This window comes from Terrabacter tumescens, from assembly GCF_014646815.1.
Classification (GTDB): Bacteria; Actinomycetota; Actinomycetes; order Actinomycetales; family Dermatophilaceae; genus Terrabacter; species Terrabacter tumescens.
The window spans coordinates 388,640-413,451 of record NZ_BMNZ01000006.1 but is presented as its reverse complement, the minus strand read 5'-3'; the positions used below and the strand labels follow the sequence as shown (position 1 = coordinate 413,451).

At 72.8% G+C, this 24,812-nt stretch carries 23 protein-coding genes; 14 read left to right on the top strand and 9 right to left on the bottom strand.

Annotated elements, in window-relative coordinates; translation table 11 throughout:
• Window positions 1–3 precede the first annotated feature (3 nt).
• The 4 genes from IEY30_RS17160 to purE are packed head-to-tail and all read left to right on the top strand — an operon-like array spanning window position 4 to window position 3,482.
• Window positions 4–1,023 (top strand): sensor histidine kinase, encoded by a 1,020-nt coding sequence (locus tag IEY30_RS17160; protein WP_308423768.1) that lies wholly within the window; start codon window positions 4–6, stop codon window positions 1,021–1,023.
• Between the two features lie 36 nt (window positions 1,024–1,059).
• Window positions 1,060–1,722, top strand: a complete 663-nt coding sequence (locus IEY30_RS17155; RefSeq protein WP_030203128.1) for a GtrA family protein — start codon at window positions 1,060–1,062, stop codon at window positions 1,720–1,722.
• A gap of 21 nt (window positions 1,723–1,743) precedes the next feature.
• Window positions 1,744–2,940, top strand: coding sequence for a 5-(carboxyamino)imidazole ribonucleotide synthase (locus IEY30_RS17150; protein WP_030203127.1), 1,197 nt, complete (start codon window positions 1,744–1,746; stop codon window positions 2,938–2,940).
• The gene (purE, locus tag IEY30_RS17145) at window positions 2,937–3,482 is read left to right on the top strand and encodes a 5-(carboxyamino)imidazole ribonucleotide mutase (protein ID WP_030203125.1); all 546 of its coding nucleotides are present in this window, start codon (window positions 2,937–2,939) and stop codon (window positions 3,480–3,482) included. The genes IEY30_RS17150 and purE overlap by 4 nt, the downstream gene beginning before the upstream one ends.
• Before the next feature lie 70 nt (window positions 3,483–3,552).
• On the opposite strand, the gene IEY30_RS17140 is transcribed toward purE, so the two are convergent.
• Entirely contained in the window at window positions 3,553–4,227 is a 675-nt protein-coding gene (locus IEY30_RS17140) for an alpha/beta fold hydrolase (RefSeq protein WP_043417381.1), read from the bottom strand.
• A 10-nt stretch (window positions 4,228–4,237) separates the two neighbouring features.
• A complete protein-coding gene (locus tag IEY30_RS17135; RefSeq protein WP_030203122.1) occupies window positions 4,238–4,702 on the bottom strand; it encodes a CoA-binding protein in 465 nt (154 codons plus the stop codon).
• A 92-nt stretch (window positions 4,703–4,794) separates the two neighbouring features.
• Here IEY30_RS17135 and IEY30_RS17130 point away from each other — a divergent pair, with 92 nt between their 5' ends.
• Window positions 4,795–5,814, top strand: a complete 1,020-nt coding sequence (locus tag IEY30_RS17130) for an LLM class F420-dependent oxidoreductase (protein ID WP_030203121.1) — start codon at window positions 4,795–4,797, stop codon at window positions 5,812–5,814.
• An 87-nt stretch (window positions 5,815–5,901) separates the two neighbouring features.
• On the opposite strand, the gene IEY30_RS17125 is transcribed toward IEY30_RS17130, so the two are convergent.
• Genes IEY30_RS17125 through IEY30_RS17115 form a run of 3 tightly spaced genes read right to left on the bottom strand, consistent with a single transcriptional unit; the run spans window position 5,902 to window position 8,512 of the window.
• The gene (locus IEY30_RS17125; protein ID WP_030203119.1) at window positions 5,902–6,690 is read right to left on the bottom strand and encodes an SDR family oxidoreductase; all 789 of its coding nucleotides are present in this window, start codon (window positions 6,688–6,690) and stop codon (window positions 5,902–5,904) included.
• Window positions 6,687–7,472: an acylneuraminate cytidylyltransferase family protein gene (locus tag IEY30_RS17120; RefSeq protein ID WP_052359009.1), complete on the bottom strand. Its 786-nt coding sequence runs from the start codon at window positions 7,470–7,472 to the stop codon at window positions 6,687–6,689. The genes IEY30_RS17125 and IEY30_RS17120 overlap by 4 nt, the downstream gene beginning before the upstream one ends.
• Window positions 7,469–8,512 (bottom strand): Gfo/Idh/MocA family protein, encoded by a 1,044-nt coding sequence (locus IEY30_RS17115; protein WP_229675060.1) that lies wholly within the window; start codon window positions 8,510–8,512, stop codon window positions 7,469–7,471. Before IEY30_RS17115 ends, IEY30_RS17120 begins: the two co-directional genes overlap by 4 nt.
• A gap of 53 nt (window positions 8,513–8,565) precedes the next feature.
• Between IEY30_RS17115 and IEY30_RS17110 the strand changes: the two genes are divergently transcribed.
• The 9 genes from IEY30_RS17110 (at window position 8,566) to IEY30_RS17070 (ending at window position 19,800) form a co-directional block, all read left to right on the top strand.
• Window positions 8,566–10,002, top strand: coding sequence for an oligosaccharide flippase family protein (locus tag IEY30_RS17110; protein WP_030203112.1), 1,437 nt, complete (start codon window positions 8,566–8,568; stop codon window positions 10,000–10,002).
• 68 nt (window positions 10,003–10,070) lie between these two features.
• Window positions 10,071–11,546 carry a hypothetical protein gene (locus IEY30_RS17105; RefSeq protein WP_229675059.1) on the top strand — a complete coding sequence of 492 codons (1,476 nt, stop codon included), beginning with the start codon at window positions 10,071–10,073 and terminating at the stop codon, window positions 11,544–11,546.
• The gene (locus tag IEY30_RS17100; protein ID WP_030203106.1) at window positions 11,547–12,185 is read left to right on the top strand and encodes a NeuD/PglB/VioB family sugar acetyltransferase; all 639 of its coding nucleotides are present in this window, start codon (window positions 11,547–11,549) and stop codon (window positions 12,183–12,185) included.
• A complete protein-coding gene (locus IEY30_RS17095) occupies window positions 12,182–13,240 on the top strand; it encodes an N-acetylneuraminate synthase family protein (protein WP_052359007.1) in 1,059 nt (352 codons plus the stop codon). The genes IEY30_RS17100 and IEY30_RS17095 overlap by 4 nt, the downstream gene beginning before the upstream one ends.
• 8 nt (window positions 13,241–13,248) lie before the next feature.
• Window positions 13,249–14,499 (top strand): UDP-N-acetylglucosamine 2-epimerase, encoded by a 1,251-nt coding sequence (neuC, locus tag IEY30_RS17090; RefSeq protein WP_052359006.1) that lies wholly within the window; start codon window positions 13,249–13,251, stop codon window positions 14,497–14,499.
• Window positions 14,496–15,551 carry a nucleotidyltransferase family protein gene (locus IEY30_RS17085; protein WP_052359005.1) on the top strand — a complete coding sequence of 352 codons (1,056 nt, stop codon included), beginning with the start codon at window positions 14,496–14,498 and terminating at the stop codon, window positions 15,549–15,551. Before neuC ends, IEY30_RS17085 begins: the two co-directional genes overlap by 4 nt.
• Before the next feature lie 104 nt (window positions 15,552–15,655).
• Window positions 15,656–16,666: an SDR family NAD(P)-dependent oxidoreductase gene (locus tag IEY30_RS17080; RefSeq protein WP_043417379.1), complete on the top strand. Its 1,011-nt coding sequence runs from the start codon at window positions 15,656–15,658 to the stop codon at window positions 16,664–16,666.
• Window positions 16,663–17,847, top strand: coding sequence for a DegT/DnrJ/EryC1/StrS family aminotransferase (locus IEY30_RS17075; RefSeq protein WP_030203090.1), 1,185 nt, complete (start codon window positions 16,663–16,665; stop codon window positions 17,845–17,847). Before IEY30_RS17080 ends, IEY30_RS17075 begins: the two co-directional genes overlap by 4 nt.
• Before the next feature lie 66 nt (window positions 17,848–17,913).
• The gene (locus IEY30_RS17070; RefSeq protein ID WP_030203087.1) at window positions 17,914–19,800 is read left to right on the top strand and encodes a Na+/H+ antiporter; all 1,887 of its coding nucleotides are present in this window, start codon (window positions 17,914–17,916) and stop codon (window positions 19,798–19,800) included.
• Window positions 19,801–19,818: 18 nt separating this feature from the next.
• Here the strand turns inward: IEY30_RS17070 and recQ are convergent, their stop codons facing one another.
• The 4 genes from recQ to IEY30_RS17050 all read right to left on the bottom strand — a co-directional run bounded on the left by recQ (window position 19,819) and on the right by IEY30_RS17050 (window position 24,749).
• Window positions 19,819–21,759 carry a DNA helicase RecQ gene (recQ, locus tag IEY30_RS17065; protein ID WP_081920657.1) on the bottom strand — a complete coding sequence of 647 codons (1,941 nt, stop codon included), beginning with the start codon at window positions 21,757–21,759 and terminating at the stop codon, window positions 19,819–19,821.
• A 35-nt stretch (window positions 21,760–21,794) separates the two neighbouring features.
• Complete coding sequence (locus IEY30_RS17060) at window positions 21,795–22,847, bottom strand: LD-carboxypeptidase (RefSeq protein ID WP_308423767.1); 1,053 nt, start codon at window positions 22,845–22,847, stop codon at window positions 21,795–21,797.
• The gene (locus IEY30_RS17055) at window positions 22,801–24,192 is read right to left on the bottom strand and encodes a hypothetical protein (RefSeq protein ID WP_156035481.1); all 1,392 of its coding nucleotides are present in this window, start codon (window positions 24,190–24,192) and stop codon (window positions 22,801–22,803) included. Before IEY30_RS17055 ends, IEY30_RS17060 begins: the two co-directional genes overlap by 47 nt.
• A gap of 89 nt (window positions 24,193–24,281) precedes the next feature.
• Window positions 24,282–24,749 carry a GtrA family protein gene (locus tag IEY30_RS17050; RefSeq protein ID WP_229675058.1) on the bottom strand — a complete coding sequence of 156 codons (468 nt, stop codon included), beginning with the start codon at window positions 24,747–24,749 and terminating at the stop codon, window positions 24,282–24,284.
• Window positions 24,750–24,812: the final 63 nt, after the last annotated feature.

The following is a 24,812-nucleotide window of genomic DNA, read 5'->3' as shown; positions in this document are numbered from 1 at the left end:
CGGGTGCTCGACCGGATGGCCCTCGTCGCCGCAGTCGTCTGCGCCGGGTTGTTCGTCCTGCTCTCGACCGTCGTCGTCGGCTTCGCCGTGACGCAGCGGCCGGACTCCGTCAGGACCTGGATCGCGTCGGACCCCTCCGTCGGCATCGGCCGCTTCGGTGCCGTCATGCTCGCCATCGGCGCGATCAGCGGCGCCGCCGCCTACCTCGTCACACTGGGGACGCGCACCCACGTCGAGCGGTCGTCGCAGGAGCTCGTGCAGCTCGCCGACCGCTTCGCCGCGGGCGAGGCGCGCCTGACGCCGGTGCACTCGGACATCGACGAGATCGACCACGTGTCGGGGGTGATGAACCGCCGGGCCCACGACATGACGAAGTCGCTGGCCGCCGAGCGCGACTTCGCCGCCGACGCCTCGCACCAGCTGCGCACGCCGCTGACCGCCCTGCTCATGCGCCTCGAGGAGATCTCGGAGACCGACGACGCCGAGGTGGTCAAGGAGGAGGCGACCATCGCGATCGCCCAGGTCGAGCGGCTGACCCGGGTCGTCGACGACCTGCTCGGTCGCACCCGGGGCTCCGGCGGACCCTCGCCCGCGGTGTCGCTCGACTCGGTCATCGCGGCCCTCCAGCGCGAGTGGCAGCCAGCCTTCGAGCAGGCCCGCCGCTCGGTGCGGGTGCGCGGCGAGCGCGGCCTCTTCGTCCGGTCGACGCCGGTCGCCCTCTCGCAGGTGCTCTCGACCCTGCTCGAGAACTCCCTCGTGCACGGGCGGGGGACCGTCGACGTCCACGCCCGCCGGTCGGGGCCGTCGGTCATTGTCGAGGTCAGCGACCAGGGCGACGGCGTGCCGGCCGCCATGGCGCCGCACATCTTCGAGCGCTCGGTGAGCAGCGGCGCCGGTGGCAGCACCGGCCTCGGGCTGGCCCTCGCGCGTGACCTCGCCGAGTCCAACGGCGGCCGCCTCGACCTCGTCCAGGCCCAGCCCGCCCGCTTCGCGCTGTTCCTCTCCGAGGCCGAGACCGACTGACCGGAAAGGCACGGCGAGGCGGGGTAGGGTTCGCGCGTGAGGCGCCTGCATGAGTTCCTGTTCGTGCGCCACCGGCACAACTGGCTGCTGCTGCTCCGGTTCGCGGTGGTGGGCGCCTCGGGCGTGCTCGTCAACCTGCTGACCCTCGTCGTCGTCAAGAAGCTCGGCCCTGGATTCAACCAGGCCATCCTCCCGGTGCCGGGCACCGACTTCAACGTCCGCTGGTACCACGTCTACTCGACGATCGCCTTCCTCGTGGCCAACCTCTGGAACTTCCAGCTCAACCGCACGTGGACCTTCCGCACGAGCAAGCACGCCCGGTGGTGGCACGAGTACTGGCCGTTCCTCGCCGTCGGCCTGCTCGGCCAGGTCGTCGGCCTCGTGCTGCTGACCCTGCTCATGCACCTCGACTCGCCGATCCACCTCTCGCCGACGCTCCTCGACGACTCCACCGGCTTCCGGACCCGGCTCTACTGGGCGCAGCTCATCGTCATCGCCGTCGTGACCCCGGTGTCGTTCGTGCTCAACAAGCTGTGGACGTTCGCGGCCGTGCGCACCCACCACCCCGACCTCGCCGATCCCAGCCACGTCGAGGCCGTCCTCACCGACGAGGCCGAGCAGGCCGCCGCGACGGCCGCGGCGGCCGGAGCAGGCAGCAGCGGAGGCGCCGTCCCGGGCCGCCACGACCCCCACGCCTGACGCCGACTACGCTTGGGCGGCGTGAGCCAGCCGAAGCGCGCCCCCGGAGGATTTCCCGTCGTCGGTGTCGTGGGCGGCGGTCAGCTCGCCCGCATGATGCAGGGCCCGGCCGTCGAGCTGGGCGTCCAGCTGTCGGTCCTCGCCGAGAGCGACACCGCAGCAGCGGCGCTCGTCGTGCCGAGCTCCCCGGTGGGGGAGCACACCGACCTCGAGGCCCTGCGGGCCTTCGCCGCGCACTGCGACGTCGTGACCTTCGACCACGAGCACGTGCCTCCGCACCTGCTCGAGGCGCTCGAGGCCGACGGCGTGGCCCTGCACCCGACGCGGGCCGCGCTGCACTTCGCCCAGGACAAGCTCGCGATGCGCGAGCGGCTCTCGGGCCTCGGCATCGCCTGCCCGCGCTGGTCGCGCGCCACGACCGCGGCGGAGGTCACGGCCTTCGGCGACGAGGTCGGCTGGCCGATCATCGCCAAGACCCCCCGGGGCGGCTACGACGGCAAGGGCGTCTCCGTCGCGTCGAGCGCCGACGACCTCACCGAGTGGATCTCGCGCATCGGTGAGCCCGGCCCGCTCGAGCACGGCCTGCTCCTCGAGGAGAAGGTCGACTTCGTCCGCGAGCTCGCGGTCCTCATCGCCCGCAGCCCGTCCGGCCAGGCCGCGGCGTGGCCCGTCGTCGAGACGGTCCAGACCGACGGCATCTGCACCGAGGTGCTCGCGCCCGCTCCGGCCCTCGACGCGGACCTCGCCTCGGTCGCCACGGAGGCCGCCCTCCGGATCGCCGGCGAGCTCGGCGTGACCGGCGTGCTCGCCGTCGAGATGTTCGAGGTGCGCGGCGCGACGGGTGACGCCTCGTCCTACGTGGTCAACGAGCTCGCGATGCGCCCGCACAACAGCGGCCACTGGTCGATGGACGGCGCCGTCACCGGCCAGTTCGAGCAGCACCTGCGCGCCGTCCTCGACCTCCCTCTCGGCGACCCCCGGCCCCGCGCCCCGTGGACCGTCATGGCCAACGTCCTCGGCGGCGACTACGAGCACCTCTACCCGGCCTACCGGCACATCATGGCGCGCGACCCCGGCGCCAAGGTCCACGTCTATGGCAAGGGCGTGCGCCCCGGCCGCAAGATCGGCCACGTCAACGTCAGCGGGACCGACCTCGACGACGCGCGCGAGCGGGCGGGCCACGCCGCCGACTACCTCCGAGGAGTGATCACCGAATGACCGAGAGCGCCACCAGCCCCACCTCGCCCGTCGTCGGCATCGTCATGGGCAGCGACAGCGACTGGCCCGTCATGCGCGAGGCCGCCCGGGCGCTCGAGGAGTTCGGCATCCCCTACGAGGCCGACGTCGTCTCGGCGCACCGGATGCCCGACGAGATGATCGCCTACGGCCAGGGCGCCGCCGCCCGTGGCCTGCGGGTCGTCATCGCCGGCGCCGGCGGGGCCGCGCACCTGCCCGGCATGCTCGCCTCGGTGACGCCGCTGCCCGTCGTCGGCGTGCCCGTGCCGCTGAAGTACCTCGACGGCATGGACTCGCTGCTCTCCATCGTCCAGATGCCCGCCGGGGTGCCCGTCGCGACGGTGTCGATCGGCGGCGCCCGCAACGCCGGTCTGCTGGCCGCCCGCATCGTCGGCACCGGCGGCGACGAGCTGGCGGCCGACGTCCGCGAGCAGATGGTCACCTTCCAGGCCGACCTGCGCGACCAGGCGCACGCCAAGGGAGCGGCCCTGCGCGAGCAGGTCGCCCGCGGTCTGTCCGACTGAGCCACCGCCCCGCCGCAGGGGAGTGTGGACGGGACCGACGGCATACGCCCTCGGGTCGGTCGCCCTCTGGTCAGTCGGGCTCGGCGAGGAAGCCGCGCACGGCGGCCGTGAACACGCCGGGCTGGGCGGCGTGGACCAGGTGGCCCGCGTCGATGCGCAGCAGGCGACCGTCGGCCACGGTCTCGGCCATCTGCCTGACGTGCTCGGCCGGCATCGGGCTGCTCGGGCCACCCCACACCACGAGCGTGGGAGCGGTGACGGCGGCGACGATGCTGGGCCAGCGGGGGTCGGGGTCGTCGATCTGCGCCCGCACCTGCAGCACGGCGTCCCAGTCGTAGGCGAGCTCGCCGTCCGGTCGCGTCGGTGGCCGAGGCTCCCGAGGGTGCGGCACGGGCACGTCCTCGAGCACGAGCCGGCGCACGAGGTCGGGCCGGCGGCTCGCGAGCAGGCACGCCACGAGACCACCGAGGGAGTGGGCGACGACGTCGGCCGGCCTCCCGTGCTCGGTCGCAAGGCTCGCGGCGACGGGAAGGACGTCGTCCGCCAGCTCCGACAGGGCGTAGCTGCCGGGCCGGGGACTCGCGCCGTGGCCGCGCAGGTCGACGGCGACGACGAGCCGGTCGCGTGCCAGGCCGGAGACCACCTGCGCCCAGTCAGCCGACGTCTCGCCCGTCGCGTGGACGAGGAGGACGGGCGGGAGCGCGCCGGGCTCGCCCCAGCGCCGCATGAAGAGCCGGACCGCCACCGGGTGGACGTCAGTCGGTGACGGCGGACGAGCCGTCGCCGGGCTGGATCCGGGGGTACTCGATCTTGGGGCACGTGTCCATGACGACCGCGAGCCCGGCGCCCTCGGCGCGGGCCGCGGCCTCCTCGTCGATGACGCCGAGCTGGAGCCACAGGGCCTCGATGCCGAGCCGCTCGCGCTCGGCGATCGCCTCGTCGACGACCGCGCCGACCCGCTCGCTGTTGACGAAGCAGTCGACGACCTTGACGACGGTGCCGTCGGGGATGTCGGTCAGCGTCTTGTAGCCCGTGGCGCCGTGGACCTTCGCCGCGCTCGGGTGCACGGGCACGAGCCGGATGCCGAGCTCGCGCTGGAGCCACAGGGAGACGCGGTACGCCGTGCGGTCGGGGTTGTCGCCGAGCCCGACGACGGCCCACGTGGCCGGGGTGTGCAGCAGGTCCCGGATGACGTTCGGGTCGTTGTGGTGCGCACTCATGCCGCCATCCTCACACGGGGCCTGCCGCATCGTCGCCCGCGGCGCCGGATCGGCCCGGGGTCACCCTCGGGCGAGCGTGGTTGGATGGCTGGATGCGATTCGGAATGTTCGTTCCCCAGGGCTGGCGGATGGATCTCGTCGGCATCGAGCCTGCCCGCCAGTGGGAAGTCATGGTCAACCTCGCCAAGCACGCGGACGACGGAGACGTCTTCGAGTCCATCTGGGTCTACGACCACTTCCACACGGTGCCGCAGCCCTCGGGCGAGGCGACGCACGAGGCGTGGTCGCTCATGGCCGGCTTCGGCGCCGCCACGAGCCGGGTGCGTCTCGGCCAGATGTGCACGTGCATGGCCTACCGCAACCCCGCCTACCTCGCGAAGGTCGCCGCGACCGTCGACGTCATCTCCGGTGGCCGCACCGAGATGGGCATCGGCGCCGGCTGGTACGAGCACGAGTGGCGCGCCTACGGCTACGGCTTCCCCAAGGCCGGCGACCGCCTCGGCGCGCTCCGCGAGGGTGTCCAGGTCTTCCGCGACATGTGGACCACGGGCGAGGCGACGCTGGACGGGAAGTACTACCAGGTCGACGGCGCCCTCTGCGCGCCCCGGCCGCTCCAGGGCACGAGCCACCCGGGCAGCGCCCTCAACGGCATCCCGATGTGGATCGCCGGTGGCGGCGAGAAGGTGACGCTGAAGATCGCGGCGGAGTACGCCGACTACACGAACTTCGACGGCAGCCCCGAGGGCTTCGACCACAAGAGCGAGATCCTCAAGGGCCACTGCGACGACCGCGGCCGCGACTTCGGCGAGATCGTCCGGTCGGCCAACTACAACGTCGTCATCGGCGAGACCGACGCCGACGTCGAGGACCGCCTCCAGTTCTACGGGGAGCTGCTGCGCAAGGGCGGCGTCGCCGACGACAAGGCCGCCGCCTCCGTCGAGGACCTGCGCAAGCAGCCCGCGGTCGGCACGCCCGACAAGATCGTCTCGATGTTCACGGACATGCAGGCGCGCGGGATGACGTATGCCATCACGTACTTCGCCGAGGCCGCCTACGACCGCTCGGGCATCGAGCTCTTCGAGCAGACGGTCGCACCCGAGCTCAAGGGCTGACTCAGCCGAGTCCAGCCGAGTCCACGCGCGTTCGAGGTGATGCCGGTACCCACCCGGGGGCCGGCATCACCTCGACCCGCGGGTCGTCTACCAGGCGGTCCAGCCGCCGTCGACGGCGACGACCTGGCCGGTGACGTAGGCCGACGCGTCCGAGGCGAGCCACGTGACGACGCCGCGGAAGTCGTCCTCGGTGCCCATCCGACCCAGAGGCGTCAGCCGCTCGTAGCGCTCGACGAACGCGTCGTCCTGGCCACGGGCGATGCCGCCGGGGGCGAACGCGTTGACCCGGACCTCGGGCGCCAGCACGGTCGAGAGGTAGCGGGTCAGCTGGGCGATGCCGCCCTTGCTCGCCGCGTAGGCCGCGGGGTTGCCCATCCGGGTGCCCTCGTAGAGGCCCATGTTGGGGCCCACGAGACCGTAGATGCTCGACACGTTGACGACGCTGCCGTGGCCCGACGCGCGCAGGAGCGGCGCGAGCCGGCGCGTCAGCGAGAAGGGCGCCGTGAGGTTGAGGGCCAGCGCCATCGCGAAGGCGTCGTCGGTCTGCTCGTCGAACGGCACGGCGTACCCGGGCACGCCGGACGTGCCGGTGAAGGCCGCGTTGTTGACGAGGACGTCGCAGGCGCCGAGGTCGTGGACGGCGTCGACCACCCGTGAGAGTCCTTCGGGCTCAAGGAGGTTCGCGCCGACCGGGACGTGCCCGGACCCGGTGAGCGAGTCCGCGGCGTCGGCGCAGGCGGCGTCGTCCAGGTCGACGACGACGACCCGCGCGCCCGCTGTCGCCAGCGCGTCGGCGAGCACGCGGCCGAGGGGGCCGGCGCCTCCGGTCACGACGGCGGTGCGCCCGCTGAGCGAGGTGGTGGGGGCGGTCGTCATCGTCGGTCCTCCGTCGCGGTGGCGGTGTCGGGGACGTCGAGCCACGGCAGGGTGATGAGTCCCGCGCCGATGAGCGCCTCGATGAGCCGGAACTCGTACTCGTCGTCGATGGAGAAGGCCTGGGCCTCCGGGATCTCGAGGCCCTCGTGGGTGCCCTCGTCGAACCACGAGGCCTGCAGGCGCCGCACGAAGTCGGAGCGCCACAGGTAGAAGTTGCCGTTGATCCGCAGGAAGCGGTCGACGTCCTGGCGCCGGGTCACGCCGGTGCCGGAGTCGAAGAAGCGGGAGAGCGCGCCGCCCCGGCCCGCGTCGGGTCGCACCCCGACCCAGACCGGGTTGAAGGTCGGCTCGCTGACGCTGATGACGCCGTCGAGGTCCGGGTTCGTCGTGAGGCGGCGCACGGCCCGGGCGAGCTGCGACGGCACCCGCGCGGGGCTCGTCGGGTCGAGGAGCAGCACGGCGTCGTAGGCCACGCCCTCCTCGCGCTCGACCCACTCGAGGGCGTGACGCACGACGGGCGCCATCGGGGTGTCGTCGGCGGCGAGCTCGGCCGGGCGAAGGAAGGGAGCCTCGCCGCCGTGCGTGCGCACGACGTCCGCGATCTCGGCCGAGTCGGTCGTGACGACGCAGCGGGTCACCTCGGGCGTCAGCGCCGCGGCGCGCACGCTGTGGGCGATGAGCGGGAGACCCCACATCGGCCGGATGTTCTTGCCCGGCAGGCCTTTCGAGCCGCCGCGTGCGGGGATGACCGCGAGGACGCGGGGTGGGTGCTGGTCGGTCACGTGCCGTCCTCGGTGTCGGTGCGGTTGGTGGTGCTGCTCCGTGCGTCGGCCGAGACGCGGGCCTCGTCGCAGAGCCGCACGGCGGCGATGCCCTCGGCGAGCGTGGCCGGCGCGCCGCGGGCGACGCGCTCGTCCGCCGGGTCCGTCGGGCGCAGCGTCATCGCGGCGCGCGCCTGGGTGCCCATGACGATGTCGCGGTCGAGGTCGTGCTCGAAGACCTGCTCGGTCACGTCACCGTCGGGCGTGGTGTGGCGCACGGTGGCGCGGGCGACGTCCCACTCGAGGATGCCGTCGGGGGAGTGGACGACGACGCCTCGGGTCGCGGGGCGGGTGATGTAGTCGAGGCGGGTCGTCACGGCGAACGAGCCGGCGGTCCACAGCAGGGTGGCGGCCTGCTCGGCCGCGATGTCGAGAGGCCCGCCCGTCGCCACGCCGGCGCCAAGGAGCGCCGGCTCGCCGAACAGCACCGTGGCGTAGTCGATCTCGTGGACGAGGTCGCGAAGCACCCCGCCCTCGTCGGCCCGGGCCGAGTAGGACTCGCGGTAGTCGCGGTCGGGCCGCCAGTCGGGCAGCCACGACTGCGACCAGACGTGGGCCGAGCCGCCGCGCTCGAGGCGGCCGACGAGACGGCGCAGGTGCCGGAAGGCCTCGTGGGCGCGCAGGGGCGCCGCGACCCACACCGCAGTGTGCCGCGGGTGCTCGAGCAGCGCGCGGGCGTCCTCGGCGGTCGGAGCCACGGGCTTCTCGACGAGCACCTTCTCGGCGCCGGCGTCGAGCGCCTCGATCGCGTCGGCCACGTGCCGGGCCGTGTCGGTGGCGACGACGACGAAGGAGTCACGCAGGGACTCGGGGCCTGCTGCGTCGCCGAGCAGGTGCGCGCCGGTCGCCTCGTCCACGGCGTCGGGCGCGAGGTGCCGGTCGCGCACGGGCCACAGGGAGACGTCCGCGCCCTCCTGGCGGAAGACGCGCGCGTGCCGCTGCCCGATCGAGCCGGAGCCGCGCACGACGACGCGGGGTGCAGAGGTCGGCAGGCTGGACACCCCTGCAGGCTAGAGGACGAGGGGGTGGCCCGCGCACCGGTACCTTCGGGTCTGTGACGAGCGCGCCCGAAGGCACCGAGCCGACCGCAGACCGTTCCGGCGCCTCGCTCGGAGCGCACTCCGTCGTCTACCTCGTCGGCACCGCCCTACAGGGCCTCGGCGTCCTGCTCGTGCTGCCCTTCGCCACCCGCGTGCTCGGCGAGATCGAGTTCGGCCGCGTGGCAACGGGTCTCGTGATCGTGCAGATGGTCGGCACCATCGCGGCGGCCGGTCTGCCGCAGGTCGTGCTCCGCGAGCACCACCGCGGCGAGGACGGCCCGCGCGTCGCGCGCGCCCTCGCCGGGACGATGGTGCTCCTCGCCGCCGGCCTCGGCATCGCCGGGCTGGCCCTGGCGCTCGCGCTGTCCGCAGCCGGCCATGCCGACCTCGGGCAGTGGGTGCCGCTCGTCGTCGCGGCCGTGGCGCTGACGACGGTCGTCGCCGGGCAGACGCTGATGCGGGCCCGCCTGCAGCCGTGGGGCTTCCTCGCCCTCGCCGTCCTCGCGACGGTCGGCGCCCAGCTCGCGGGACTGCTCGCGGCGCGGGGCGAGCCGACGTCGGGGAGGTACCTCACGGCATACGCCGTCGTCGTCGTGCTCGCAGCGGTCGTCGCGCTGGTGCTCGGCCGTCCGCTGCCACCGACCGTCGAGCGCGAGCGCGTGCGCGCGGGCATCCGCCTCGCCGCCCCGCTGCTGCCCCAGGCGGCCGCGATGCTCGGGCTGCTCTCCGGGGACGTGCTGCTCGCGCGTCTCCTCGTCGGCGAGTCCGGCGCCGGTCGGTACCAGGTGGCGCTCCAGCTGGGGAACATGCCGTTCGTCCTGTCCGTCGCGCTCTTCAACGCGTGGGGCCCGCTCGTGCTGTCCCACCCCATCGGGAGCCGCTGGGCGTGGACGGCCCGCACCGGGACCGCCCTGACGACGGTCGTCGCGGCCGGCGCCGCGGGCGTGGCGCTGCTCGGGCCGTGGCTCGTCGCCGTCATGGCCGACCCGGGCTTCGACCACGTCTCGATGGTCGCCGCGCTCGGGGTCATCTGCACGGTGTCGGTGTCGTACATGCTCTACCAGGGCTCCTCGCTCGCCGTGCTCGACGCGGAGCGCACCGGCCGGCTGGCCTGGGCGGCTCTTGCCGCGCTCGTCGTCGTCGTCCTCGTCGCGCTGTGGCTCGCACCGGGCGCCGGTGCCACCGGCGGGGTCGTCGGGGTCGCGATCGCCAAGGCCGTCGGCTACGTCGTGCTCATGGCGCTGACCACGTGGTTCGCCCGCACCCACTCGCCGCTGCGCTGGCCCCCGCGCGCCGCTGCCGTGGCCGTGGGCGGTGTCGCGCTCGCGCTCGTCGGCGCGGTGCTGCCGCTCGACGGGCCGGCGGTCTGGGCGCGGATCGCCCTCGCCCTCCTCGTCGCCGTCGCCGCGGCGGCGCTCGCGCCGCGGATCGTGCGCACGCTCCGCGGCTAGGATGGGGCGCTCGCCCGGCTCGCCTCCCGATCCGGCACGCACCGACACGCAGGAGACATGCTTTCGTGGTGACACCGCTCGTCCACATGGGACTGGGCTACGACGACCTCCTCGTCCCCGCCCTCGTGCACGCCGGCTTCGAGACCAAGGACCTCGTGCTCGTCGTGCGGACCGACGCCAACCTCGCGTGGGTGCGCAAGCACGCGCCGCGGGCCACGACCGTCCGGCTGCCGTATGCCGCAGCGCGTAAGGCCAACGTCGTCAGCGGCCTCGCGCCGCACGCGGCTCTCAAGCGGGCGTGCGCGGGCGTCGGTCTCGACCCGCTCGACCTGCTCGTGTCCGAGCGCGCGCTGCGCCGCAACCGCGTCGACACCGCGATGAACTTCCTCAACCTCGCCGCCGAGGAGCTCGAGGCAGCCATCGAGGGGCGCGGACCCGTGCTCGCCCTCGTCGAGTTCACGGTCACGTCCGAGCTGCTCACGGCCGGCCTCGTCACCCAGCACGGCGGCCTCGCGACCTGGCCACGCGGCATACGCCTCCCGTCCGACCGCTTCGGCCTCATCGGCGCACCCAAGGGCATCACCCTCTGGGAGCGGCAGGTCGAGGACCCGTCCGCCGAGGCGGCGGGTCAGGCGTTCATCGACACCTGGCGCGCCGAGCACGGCCGGCCGATGGGCTTCGCGCGCAACCTCAAGGTCGAGACGGGTCAGGAGATCTGGCGCCTCGCGAGCGACCGCATCAAGGAGTTCGCCGTCGACCGCGGCGCCAACCTGCAGCTGCCGAGGCCCTCGGACTACGCCCGGCTGCCGTGGCTCAACCCCGTCAAGGCACGCCTCAACCTGCGCGAGTACAGCGGCCGCCGCTGGGACCCGGTGCCCGAGAAGTTCGTCTTCCTGCCGCTGCAGGTCCAGCCCGAGTCGAGCGCCGACGTCATGGGCCAGGAGTGGCGCGACCAGGCCTACACGGCCCGCGTGCTGGCCGAGGCGCTGGCGCCGCTCGGCATCGGCGTCGCCGTCAAGGAGCACGCGCACTTCATGTGGCGCCGCGACCCCGACTACTGGCCGCAGTTCGACGCCCACCCCAACATCGCAACCATCGACCCCTTCGCCGACTCGCGCGAGCTGATGAAGCAGGCCGTCTTCACCGTCACCGCGACCGGCACGGTCGGCCTCGAGGCGGGCCTGCTCGGCCTGCCCGTCGTCACCGGCGCCGAGATGCCGTGGAGCGGGCTCGGCAACGTCAGGAAGCTCGACTCGCCCGACGACCTGACGCAGTTCGTCGGCGACCGCGGCTGGGAGTCGCTGCGCGCCGACCAGGCCTCCATCGACGAGTGGTTCGTCCACGACTACGTGCGCAACTCGTGGGAGGGCCTCGTGCTCGACCCGCCGCGCGTGCCGGCCGTGCTCGAGCCCGACAACATCCGCAAGGTGGGCGGCGCCCTCGCCGAGGCGGCCGTGTCGCTCGGCCACGGACCCGCCGCGAGCGCAGCAGGCGCTGCGGCTGGTGCGGCAGCCGCCACGGCCGCGCCCCTCGGGACGGTCTGAGTGACGGGCAGCGAGCCCGGCTGGGTCGTCCTCGGAGCGGGCGGCCACGCACGCTCGGTCGTCGACGTGCTCGAGCGCGCCGGACACCGCGTCGTCGCCGTCGCGGGTGAGGTCCCCGAGGGCGAGGCGTGGCACGTCGACGTCGTCCGCGACGACCGGGCGGCGTTCGAGATGATCGCCGCGCAGGGCCTGCACGCCGTCGTCGCCATCGGCTCGAACCCGGCCCGCACCCGCCTCGTCCGCGAGCTCGTGGCCCGAGGCGCCTCCGTCCCGCCGGTCGTCGCCGCGACCGCGACCGTCTCACCGCACAGCATCGTCGGGTCCGGGTCCGTCGTGCTCGAGCACGCCCACGTCGGGCCCGCGAGCCGGCTCGGCGACGCGGTCGTCGTCAACACCGCCGCCGTCGTCGAGCACGACTGTCGCGTCGGCGTCGGAGTCCACGTCGCCCCCGGGGCCGTTCTCCTCGGCGGCGCATCCGTCGGGGACGGTGCTCTCGTCGGCAGCGGAGCCCGAGTCCTGCCCCGCGTCAGCGTGGGCGCCGGGGTCACCGTCGGCGCCGGCGCCGTCGTGACCCGCCACGTCGCCGACGGCGAGACCGTCGTCGGCGCCCCTGCAGCACCCCTTGGAGGACCCGCATGAGCGACCACCTGAACGCCGTCACCCCCGTCGCCATCGGCGCCCGCGAGGTGCCCACCCCCGGTGACGTCTACGTCATCGCCGAGGCGGGCGTGAACCACAACGGCGACATCGAGCTGGCCCACCGGCTCGTCGACATCGCGGCCGCGTCCGGCGCCGACGCCGTGAAGTTCCAGACCTTCTCGCCCGAGAAGCTCGTGTCGTCGGCCGCCGCCACGACGCCCTACCAGCGCGACCGCGGGGGCAGCTCGGACCAGCGCAGCCTCCTCGAGGCGCTGACCCTGCCCAAGGAGGCCTGGGTCGAGCTGCGCGACCACGCCACCGAGGCCGGCACGACCTTCCTGTCGACGCCCTTCGACCTCGACAGCGCCGAGATGCTCGTCGACCTCGGCCTGCCGGCGCTCAAGGTGAGCTCCGGCGAGCTGACCAACCTGCCCTACCTGCGGGAGATGTCGCAGCTCGGCGTCGTGCTGCTCGTCTCCACCGGCATGGGCACCGAGCACGAGGTCGAGGCGGCCGTCGAGGCGTGCGCCGACGCCCCGGGGCTCGTGCTCTTCCACTGCGTCTCGGCCTACCCGGCGCCCGTGGAGGAGTGCAACCTTCGGGTCATCCCGCGACTGACCGAGCTGCACGGCATCCCCGTCGGCTGGTCGGACCACACGCCGGGCCTCACGACGGCGCTCGGCGCGGTCGCGCTCGGCGCACCCATCCTCGAGAAGCACTTCACGAGCGACCGCACCCTGCCCGGGCCCGACCACCTGGCGAGCCTCGAGCCCGACGCGCTCACCGAGTACGTCGCGGCGACGAAGCAGCTCGCCGTGGCGCTCGGCGACGGCATCAAGGTGCGCATGCCGTCGGAGGAGGAGAACGCCGTGCTCGTGCGACGGTCGTGGCACGCCGCGCACGCCATGACGGCCGGGACCGAGCTCACCGGCGCCGACCTTCAGCTGCTGCGGCCCGAGGGCGGCATCAGCCCGGCCGTCGACATCCGCGGACGCGTCCTCGCCCGTGCCGTCGAGGCGGGCGCGCCCGTGACCGACGCGGACCTCGCGCCCTGAGCCGCCCGATGAACGAACCCCTCGCCACACCCTCCACCGGGCCCCTCACGGTCGCCGTCTTCGTCGGCACGCGTGCCGACCTCGGTCCGCTCTCACCGGTCCTGGAGCAGCTGCAGGCCGCCGACGACGTGACCCTCCGCGTGCTGACCGGGGTCATGTATGCCGCCGGCGACCTCGTCGCGGCCCTGCCCACGAGCGCCTCCGAGGACGACTGGCGCACGGCCGTCGTGCCCCTCGCCGACCCGATGTCCGAGGTCACGGTCGAGGCGCAGCTCGAGCAGGGCGCCGTGCTCGCACGTGCCGCCGGGCAGGCCCTCCGCCGGCACGAGGTGGACGTGCTCGTCGTGCTCGGCGACCGCTGGGAGCTGCTCTACGTCGTGCCGCCCGCCGTGCTGCTCGGTGTGCCCGTCGTGCACCTGCACGGGGGAGAGGTGACCGAGGGTGCCCTCGACGAGCGGGTGCGCCACGCCGTGACGAAGCTCGGCGACCAGCACTGCGTCGCGTCCGAGGACGCCGCGGCCCGGGTGCGCCAGCTCGGCGAGCCCGCGGACCGCGTGCACGTGACCGGCGCTCCGGGGCTCGACCGGCTCGCCGGCGTGGCACCGATCTCCGATGCCGAGCTGGGCAACCTGCTCGGCTCCACGGTCGAGCGACCGCTGGCCCTGTTCACCTACCACCCGCCGACCGCCCAGAGCGGGGCTCCCGTGGGTGAGTGGGCGCGCGAGGCGGCCGAGGCCGCCCTCGCCACGTGCGGCACCGTCGTGGCCACCCACCCGGGCATGGACGAGGGACGTGACGAGATCCTCGACGCGCTCACCGGGCTTGCCGCGAGAGAGCCCCGACTGCGGCTCGTGGCCGCCCTCGGGCGCGACTACCCCCGTGTGCTCGCCGCGGCCGACGTCGTCGTCGGCAACTCGAGCTCGGGGGTCATCGAGGCCGCCACGGTGCACGTGCCGGCCGTCGACATCGGCGAGCGCCAGCGCGGCCGGCTTCGCGGCGACAACGTCGTGCACGCAGCGGAGGGTCGGGTCGCCGTCGAGGCCGCGCTCCGCACGGCGCTGGGTGAGCGCTGGCGCGAGCACTCCGCCCACGTCACCAACCCCTACGGCACGGGTACGGCCAGCGCCCGCATCCTCGCTATCGTTCGCACAGCGGCGCTCGGCCCGCGGGCCAAGCACTTCGTCGACATGGTGTCGGCGGAGTCGGCGCCCGCGGTGCCCCACCGGCGCCGGACCACGAACGAGGAGGAAGAGGAGTGACGGCTCGGGACCTGCGCGCGGCCTGCGCGCCGACGACGGCGACGATCCGTGACGCCCTCGAGGTCGTCGACCGCAGCGGCAACCTCGTGTGCCTGCTCGTCGACGGCGACAACCAGTTGGCCGGCCTGCTCACCGACGGTGACCTGCGCCGGGCCTTCCTCAAGGGCACGAGCCTCGACGACCTGGCGCTGGAGCACGCGACCCGCAGCCCGCACTCCGTGGCCGCCGGCTCACCGCGGGCGCTCGTGCTCGACCTCATGCAGGCGTTGCGGATCTCCGCGGTGCCCGAGGTCGAGGAGGACGGCACCCTCGTCGGGCTGCACACGCTCTCGGACGTCATCGGCTCCGCGCCGCTGCCCAACGTCGCGGTCGTCATGGCCGGCGGTCGCGGCACCCGCCTCGGCGAGCTGACGAAGGACACCCCGAAGCCGCTCATGACGGTGGCGGGGCGCTCGATCCTCGAGTGGATCGTGCTCGGCCTCGTCGGTGACGGCATCCGTGAGATCTACGTCAGCGTCAACTACCTCGCGGAGCAGATCGAGGAGCACCTCGGTGACGGCTCGCGCCTCGGGTGCCGGGTGCGCTACCTGCGCGAGGACCCCGAGCGGCCGCTCGGCACGGCTGGGTCGCTGACCCTGCTGCGCGAGCAGCGTCCGGACCTGCAGCACCCGGTCCTCGTCATGAACGGCGACCTCATGGTCGAGTTCGACGCGAGCGACCTGCTCGAGGCCCACCGCCGCACGGGCGCGGCCGTGACGGTCGCGACGCGCACCTACCAGCACGAGGTGCCCTTCGGGGTCGTCGAGAGCACCGACGGCCGCGTCACCGGCGTGTCGGAGAAGCCGACGCTGAGCTTCGACATCAACGCGGCCGTGTATGCCGTCGAGCCGCGCGCGCTCGCGTGGCTCCCGCCGGGTCGGGCGAGCACGATGCCGGGTCTCGTCGAGACCTGCCTCGAGCGCGACGAGCCGGTGACGGCGTGGCCGATCCAGAGCGAGTGGATCGACGTCGGCACCCCGAAGGACCTCGCCCGGGCCAAGGGCGAGGCCTGACCCACACGAACGCAGCTTCACGAAGAATGACGAACCACGACGAAAAGGCAGATGTGACAACAGAACTCACGCCAGCACTCACGCCCGAACTCACGCCGCGGCCGATGGCCGGGTCCATCGCCGGCAAGACGGTCCTCGTGACGGGTTCGGACGGGTTCATCGGCTCGCACGTCGTCGAGCGGCTGCTCGCCGACGGAGCCCACGTGCGCGCCTTCTGCCTCTACAACTCCAACGGCTCCACCGGGTGGCTCGACGAGTCCGACGCCTTCAAGGCCGCGGTGCGCGAGGGGCAGGCCGAGGTCGTCCTCGGCGACATCCGCGACCCGGAGCACGTGATGGCCTCGACCGAGGGTGTCGACGTCGTGCTCCACCTCGCGGCGCTCATCGCGATCCCGTTCTCCTACGTGGCTCCCCGCTCCTACGTCGAGACCAACGTCATCGGCACGCTCAACGTCCTCGAGGCGGTCCGGCGCCACGGGACGCCGCGGATGGTCAACACCTCCACGTCGGAGGTCTACGGCACGCCGGAGGAGGTGCCGATCACCGAGGCGCACCCGCTCCGCGGGCAGTCGCCGTACTCCGCGACGAAGATCTCGGCCGACAAGATGTGCGAGTCGTATGCGTTGTCCTTCGAGACGCCGGTGACGACCCTTCGCCCGTTCAACACCTTCGGGCCGCGCCAGTCGACGCGCGCGGTCATCCCGACGGTGCTCTCCCAGCTGCTCGCCGGCGCCTCCGAGCTGCGCCTGGGTGACCTGTCGCCGAAGCGTGACTTCACGTTCGTCACCGACACGGCCGACGGGTTCGTCCGGGCCGCCCTGGCCGACGTCGAGCCCGGCGCCACGATCCAGCTCGGCACGGGCCGCACCGTCTCGGTCGGCGACGTCGTGCAGCTCTGCCGCAAGGTCACCGGCAGCGACGCCGAGATCGTCACCGAGAGCGACCGCATCCGCCCCGAGGGCTCCGAGGTGCAGATCCTGCTCTCGGACCCCTCACGCGCCAACGAGGTCCTCGGCTGGGCGCCGACCGTGTCGCTCGAGGACGGCCTCGCGGCCACCGCCGAGTGGCTGCGGCCGCGCGTCGACCCCGAGACCGCAGGGCGGTACCACCGGTGACGACGACGGGGGAGGCGCACGCGCCGGGCGCCCGCGGGGCGGAGGGCACGATCCCGCTCGCGGTGCCCAACATCGGTGACCTCGAGCGGCGCTACGTCCTCGAGGCCGTCGAGTCGGGGTTCGTCTCGTCGGTCGGGCCGTTCGTCTCGGAGTTCGAGCAGCGCTTCGCCGAGCGGGTCGGCTCGAAGCACGCCATCGCGTGCGCCACCGGCACCGCGGCGATCCACATCGGGCTGCTGCTGCTCGGCGTGGGCCGTGACGACGACGTCGTCTGCTCGGACTTCACCTTCGTCGGCTCGGTCAACCCGATCGCCTACTGCGGCGCCCGGCCCGTGCTCGTCGACGCCGAGACGACGACGTGGAACATCGACCCCGCCCTGCTCGCGGCCGAGCTCGACCGCCGCGCCGCCGCCGGCGAGGTCCAGCCCAAGGCCGTCGAGATCGTCCACGTGCTCGGGCAGCCCGCCGACATGGAACCGCTCATGGACGCCTGCGACCGACACGGCATACCCGTGCTCGAGGACGCCGCGGAGTCCCTCGGGGCCTCGTGGTCGACCGGGCGATACGCCGGCAGGCACACCGGCACCGTCGGGCGCATCGGCTGCTTCTCCTTCAACGGCAACAAGATCGCCACGACGGGCGGTGGCGGCATGATCGTCACCGACGACGACGACCTCGCCGCCCGCGCCCGTCACCTGACGACGCAGGCCAAGGTGCCCGACGTCGGCTACCTCCACGACGAGGTCGGCTACAACTACCGCCTCACCAACATCGCCGCCGGCCTCGGCCTGGCCCAGCTCGAGCGGCTGGCGGACTTCGTCGCCGCCAAGCACCGGATCGCGGCCCGCTACGACGACGACTTCGCCGACCTGCCGCTCGTGCTGCCGCCGCGCGTGCCCGGCCTCGACGCGACGTACTGGCTCTACTCGGTCCTCGTCCCCGAGGAGGACGGCCGCGGCCGCGACGAGTTCCTCGAGCACCTCAACGGTCTCGGGGTCGGTGCCCGCGCGCTGTGGCGCCCCCTGCACGCCCAGCCGCCGTTCCTCACCGCGCCGGTCATCGGCGGCGCCGTCGGCGACGGGCTCTTCGCCCGCGGCCTCTCGCTGCCCTGCGCGACCGAGCTCACCGACGCCGACCAGGACCGCGTCATCGCCGCGGTGCGCTCCTTCTTCACCGCCTGACGACCCGCACGGGCGCGTCGGCGGACGGCCGACGCGCCCGGGCGGGCGATGGGGCAGGATGGCGGCGTGGAGATCGCCATCGGGCTGCTCGCGATCGCGGCCACCGTGCTCGGCGGGTCGTGGCTCGCCGACCGGTTCGACCTGCCGGCCCCCCTCGTGCTCATCGTCGTCGGCATCCTCGGGTCCTACCTGCCGTTCGTCCCCGAGGTGGCCCTGAGCCCCGACGTCGTGCTGCTCGGTATCCTGCCGCCGCTGCTGTATGCCGCGGCCATCCAGACCTCGCTCGTCGACTTCCGCAACAACCGCGGGGTCATCCTCAGTCTGTCCGTGGGCCTCGTGCTCTTCACCGCCCTCGGCGTCGCGCTCTTCCTCCGGTGGGTGCTCGGCCTGGACTTCGGGGTGGCCTTCGCCATCGGAGCGGTCGTCGCGCCGCCGGACGCGGTCGCCGCCACGGCTGTCGGCCGGCGGATCGGGTTGCCCCGCCGGCTGGTCTCGATCCTCGAGGGGGAGTCGCTCGTCAACGACGCGACCGCCCTCGTCTCCCTGCGCACGGCCCTCGCCGCGGCCGGTCTCGCCTCCGGCGTCGCCTCGAGCGGCGTGACCTTCGGCGGGGTCGTGCTCGACTTCGCGTGGGCCTCGGTCGGCGGAGCTGCGATCGGCTTCGTCGTCGCGCTCATCGTGTCGGTCCTGCGCCGACACTTCTCCACGGAGCCGGCCTTCGACACCGTGCTGTCGTTCATGGTGCCCTTCGCCGCCTACGTGCCCGCCGAGGAGCTGCACGCCTCGGGCGTCATCGCCGTCGTCACCGCCGGTCTCGTCCTCGGGCACAAGTCGCCGCGCACCCAGACCGGCGCCTCCCGCCTCAGCGAGCGGATCAACTGGACCTCGATCCAGTTCCTCCTCGAGAACGCCGTCTTCCTCCTCATCGGCCTGCAGGTCTTCTACGTCCTCGCGGAGGTCCGCAGCTCGTCGCTGCCGGCCGGTCGGATCACCCTCGCCGCAGTCGGCACGTTGGTCGCCGTCCTCGTGCTGCGGCCCCTCTGGGTCGTGCCGTTCCGCTTCCTCAGCACCAGTGTGCTGCGCAACGAGGCCCAGGCGCCGTGGACCCACACCGTCGTGCTCTCGTGGGCCGGCATGCGCGGCGTCGTGACGCTCGCGGCCGCCCTGCTGCTCCCCGGGAACACGCCGCACCGCGACGTGCTCGTCCTCATCGCCGTCGTCGTCACCATCGGCACGCTGCTCATCCAGGGCACGACCCTGCCGACGCTCGCCCGGCGCCTCGACGTCCGCGGGCCCGACCCACGCGAGGACGCCCTCCAGGCCGCCACGGTCCTGCAGGCCGCGACCCGCTCGGGACTCGACGTGCTAAACCGCCTGGACGACGTCGACGAGGCGACCCGCGAGATCCTGCGGTCGCGCTCCGAGGACCGCCTCAACCAGATGTGGGAGCGGCTCGGCCCGCGCAGCGGCGACGCCGACGAGACGCCGAGCGCGCGCTACCGCCGTGCCCGCATGCAGATGCTGCAGGCCGAGCGCGACGAGGTGCTGCGGCTGCGCGACGAGGGCCGGGCGGACCACGTCGTGCTCCGCACCGTGCTGGGATCCCTCGACCTCGAGGAGACGATGCTCGACCGCATCGACGACCAGGAGAGCCGTCTGGCAGAGAGTGAGATGTTGCCCGTGGACACGATCGAGGCTCCGTGCGAGCACCTCCAGATCACCGACTCGTGCGTCGAGCCACGCACGCCCGAGGGCTGCGAGGAGTGCCTGCGCGACGGCACGACGTGGGTGCACCTGCGCCTGTGCCTCCAGTGCGGCCACGTCGGCTGCTGCGACTCCTCGGAGATGAAGCACGCCACCGCCCACTTCCACGAGACGCAGCACCCCGTGATGCGCTCGATCGAGCCGGGCGAGGCATGGCGCTGGTGCTTCGTCGACGAGGTCGTCGGCTGAGGGCGACGCCCCCTGCCGTCAGCCGGTGTGCTCGGCCAGCAGCGCGAGGAACCGGGCGCCGTACTTCTCGGCCTTGACGGGCCCGATGCCGTTGACCGTGAGCAGGTCGGTCGTGCTGGCCGGTCGGGCCTTCACCAACTCCCACAGCGTGCGGTCGGGCAGCACGACGTAGGCCGGGACGCCTTCGGCGTCGGCGATCGAGCGCCGCTCGCCGCGCAGCAGCTCGAAGAGCGCGCGGTCGGCTGGGCTGGCCCCGGCGCCGGCCTTCGCGGTCGAGGCCGAGCGCGAGCGCGAACGGGAACGGCTGCGTGCCGGTGCGGCCGGGAGCCGACGCAGCTCCACGGTCTCCACGCCGTCGAGGATCGGCCGGGCCGTCTCCGTGATGGTGAGGGCGCCCATCCGGTCCGGGTCGGGTGAGAGCACCGAGCGGGCGACGAGCTGTCGGATGACCGAGCGCCACTCGGGTTCGGCGAGGTCGCTGCCCACCCCGAAGGTCGGCAGCCGGTCGTGCTCCCAGCTGACGATCTTGTCGGTGCGCTTGCCGAGCAGGACGTCGACGACGTGCCCCGAGCCGAAGCGCTGACCCGTGCGGACCACTGCCGAGAGCACCTTCTGGGCGGGCACGGTGGCGTCCCACAGCTCGGGCGGCTCGAGACAGGTGTCGCAGTTGCCGCAGTCCCCGGACTTCTCGTCGAAGTAGGCCAGCAGCAGACGCCGGCGGCACGAGGAGGCCTCGGCGTAGCCGAGCATCGCGTCGAGCTTCGCCGAGTCGACGCGACGGTGCTCGGGGCTGCCGTCGGACCTCATGATGAACGAGCGCTGCTGCACGGCGTCGGCCAGGCCGTAGGCCATCCACGCCACCGCGGGCTCGCCGTCACGGCCGGCCCGCCCGGTCTCCTGGTAGTAGCCCTCGAGGCTCTTCGGGAGGTCGACGTGCGCGACGAAGCGCACGTCGGGCTTGTCGATGCCCATGCCGAAGGCGATGGTCGCCACGACGATCACGCCCTCGTCGCGTCGGAACCGTTGCTGCGCGGCGGCCCTCACCTCGTTGGGCAGCCCGGCGTGGTAGGCGATCGCGTCGAAACCCTTCTGGCGCAAGAAGGTCGAGATCTCGTCGGTGCGCTTGCGCGACACGCAGTAGACGATGCCGGCGGACCCGCGGAAGCCAGCGCCGTCGCCGCCCTGCTCGAGGAAGCGCAGCAGCTGGGCGCGGGCGTCGGTCTTCTCCTCGACGACGTAGCGGATGTTGGGGCGGTCGAAGCTGGAGACGAACTCGGCGGCGCCGTCGAGGCGCAGCCGCTGGTGGATCTCGCGACGGGTCAACGCGTCGGCGGTGGCAGTCAGTGCGATGCGAGGCACGTGGGGGAACCGGGCGGTGACCTCGGCGATGCGGAGGTACTCCGGCCGGAAGTCGTGTCCCCACTGCGACACGCAGTGCGCCTCGTCGATGACGAAGAGCGCGAGGCCGGCGCCCGCTGCCGCGTCGTCGAGCAGGCTCTGGAACGACGGCATGAGCAGGCGCTCGGGAGCGACGTAGAGCAGGTCGAGTCGGCCGTCCCGCACGTCGCGACGAACGGCTTCGGACTCCTCGGCGGACGAGGTGGAGTTCCAGAAGGCCGCGCGCACGCCGAGGAGCCGCAGCGCCTCGACCTGGTCGTGCATCAGGGCGATGAGCGGCGAGACGACGACGCCGACGCCGGACCGCACGAGGGCGGGCAGCTGGTAGCAGAGCGACTTGCCGCCACCGGTCGGCATGAGGACGACGGTGTCGTGGCCCGCCACGACTCGGTCGACGATGGCCTGCTGCGAGCCGCGGAACGAGCTGAAACCGAAGACGTCGTGCAGCACGCGGCGGGCGGCCCTGTCGTCGCGCGGCGGCTCGTCCGTCGGGGCGGGCGCCTCGCCCGTCACCCGGGCATCGACGACCTCGTGCTCGGACCCGACCAGCTGCTTCTCCATGACCCGGCGAGCGTACCCGTCGCCGCCGACCCGCCTCAGGCCAGACGCTGCGTCACCGTGTACGTGCCGGCCTCCGGGTCGTGCACGACAGTCGTCGACGCGCCCTGCACGAGCGCGAGGTACGGCGCGACGTGCCCGCACTCGACGTCCGCGAGGATCGGCACGCCGAGCATCCCGAGCGCGTCGCGCACCGCGTCGTGCTGCGTGAAGCCGTCGCGCCCGGGCGCGTTCGTCCGGGAGACGAGCACGCCCGTCGCCGCGTCGAAGAAGCGGTGCAGGCGCATCGCGTGCAGCGTCCGGCAGATGTCGTACGACGCCCACTCGCAGATGTCGAGCACGACGAGGAGGCCCTCCGGGGCATGCTGTGCCGCAAAGGCATTCGTGTCACCGAAGCGTCCGCCTGCGAGGAAGCCGACCGTCTCGACGCAGCCACCGACGACGCGCCCCGTCAGCGTCACCGGCTCACCCTCGTGGCCCGGGTCGATCCGGGTCCACGTGCCGCGCCCGTCGAGGGTCATCCGGGAGATCGTCGGGTTGCCGGCGTAGTCGTCCCACCCGCCCGAGCGGAAGCGGCCGGGGGAGTGCTGGACCAGCTCGCCCCCCACCGGGGTCGAGGCGACGTCGACCCAGTGGAGGATGCCGTCCGGCACGGCGTACGGGGTGTCCATGAGGTTCTGTCCGTGGATCGTCGCGATGCCGGTCGTCAGGGTGAGCGGAGTCAGCCACGTGGAGGTGTCGGAGAAGCCGACGCACCACGTCGGCTCGGCACCGGCAACGGCGTCGAGGTCCAGCAGGTCGAGCAGGTCGATGCCGGTCTCCCCGCCCCACGGTGGCACGACGGCCCGGATCGACGGGTCGAGGAGCATCGCCATGAGCTCGGCGGCACGCGCCTCACGCGTCCCGCTCACGTGGCTTGGCGCGTGGTTGAGCTCGCCCACGACGACCTCGAAGCCACGGTCGCGGAGGCACTGGACGGCATACGTGAACCGCCCCCACAGGGCGTCGCCCACTCCCGAGCTCGGGGACGTCACGCCGATGTGGTCACCGGGGCGCAGCGGGGCGGGGTAGCGGATCGGCATGGCGGCCATCGTGCCATCCGTTTCGGTCGTCCTCGTCCGCACCTCGAGTGGGATCCACCTGCCTTCCCTCACCACGCTCAGGCGGTGTCGCGCTGGCCGGGTCCGTCCGCCGCGCAACCAGAGCCAAGGTGAGCCCGAGCGTTCCCGCGACGACAGACCAGTACACGTACCGGAAGTCTGTCGCGGGGACCACAGGCGCGTAACCAAGGATGTACAGGGCACCCGACCAACCACACGCCCGTACGACCCACGTCCAACGATGACGGCCGGGGACCAGGGCGATCCCGAGGCACACCAACAGCCAGAACCAACCTGAGAAGAGGACGGGCACGTCGCGTCGCATGCCGGTGACGTATGACGCGAGGGCTCGTTCGGCTTGTGGATGCGCCACGTTGATGCCGAGGTCGTTGCTCAGCACACCTTCCTGGTAGGGCTGGCGAGTGGCGAAGAGCAGGTCGACAAAGAGGCGTGCGCGGTACTGGACGTAGCCGGGGAGGTGGCTAGGCATCTCGGCCATCCACAGCCGCTGGATCTCGCCTGGGTTGGCCACGGCGGTGAAGGGACCGTCAGCCCCTTGCCCGTAGCACGTCCAGTAGGAGTTGACCACAGAGTCCTTTGCGCGGCAGACCTCTTGGGCGCGCACGAGCTTGCTCCGTACATCCGAGCGCACATCCGCTGCTGCAAGCTCTTTGGACGGCACGACGTTGATGATGTCGTCGATGAAGATCTGGGTGACCTGGCTCGTCTTCGTCGGCTTCGCGACGAACTCGATGAGCGCCGTCGGTACGGCCACCGCCAGAGCGAACGAGACCACCGTGACAACCCATCGCTTCCAGCCACGGGCCGGCCAGAACACCACAGTCACCAGGACCAGGAGCGGAATGATGGCGAACACGGCGTTCTTGCGGACGATGGTTGCGTAGGCCAGCAGGATGATTGCAGCCGCGAAGATCACCAGCCGCACGGGTGTGGATGAGGGCCGTCGGTAGACCACGACCGCAGTGAGGGCAATCGCCAGCAGAAGGGCCAGAGCCATCTGCACGTCCTTCCAGACCACCCCGGTGATGGTGAGGACCGGGGGGAACAGGCCGATGGCAAGAACGGCCAGACCCGTCCATAGCCTGGAGGTCGCCCGCGACACGACGAAGGCAATCAGGCCAAGTGCCGACCAGAGGGCGACGGACTGGCCCAGGGCCAGCGAAGCCTCGCTCCCCGTGACGGTGGTGAGAGCACGCCAGAGCAGGCTCATCGCCGGTGGGTGCCAGTCGCTGAGGGCCACGTCGCCGCGGGCCTGCTGCAGCTGCCAAAGGGAGTCATAGCTGAGGTAGCCGGGCCAGAAGACGAACGCCGTCACGGCGCAGCCCACGACTGCGCCTGCAGCGACGACGAGGGAGTCCCGTCCACGCGTCGGTCCGTGCCCGACCCTGCTGTGTGGCCTGGTGATCATGAGGAGACGAACACCACCGACCGATAGGTGAAGAAACGGAAGACCGTGGCCAGCGTCCAGCCCACCAGGCGCGCGATGTTGTCGCTGAGAAGGGAGTCGAACCCCGCCCACCGAGCCACGAAGACAGCCGCCGCCGTGATCCCCATGCCGATGATGTTGACCACCACGAACAAGAGAAACTCGTGCGAGGCGCGGGCCCGACGCTGGTGTCGGTAGGTCCACCACCGGTTCCCTGCCCACGAGAACACCGTCGCCACGCCCGTCGCGACGACGGAGGCAGCGACCGGGGCGCCTGCCATCGGTCCGGGGCTGTGCCCGGGGACCCCGAACACCAGCAGGTTGTAGCCACCATTGTCGATCAGAAAGGCCAACGCCCCGACCGCGCCGAAAGCGGTGATCTCGAGGCGCAGCCGTGCGGCGGTCGAGGACACGCCTGGGCGGTGGCGGATGTCTTGTTCCGGCACCCGCGAATCGTAGCGGCCGGGCGCCGTTTTCCCCGCATGCGCTCGGAGCCCTATAGTTCGCGA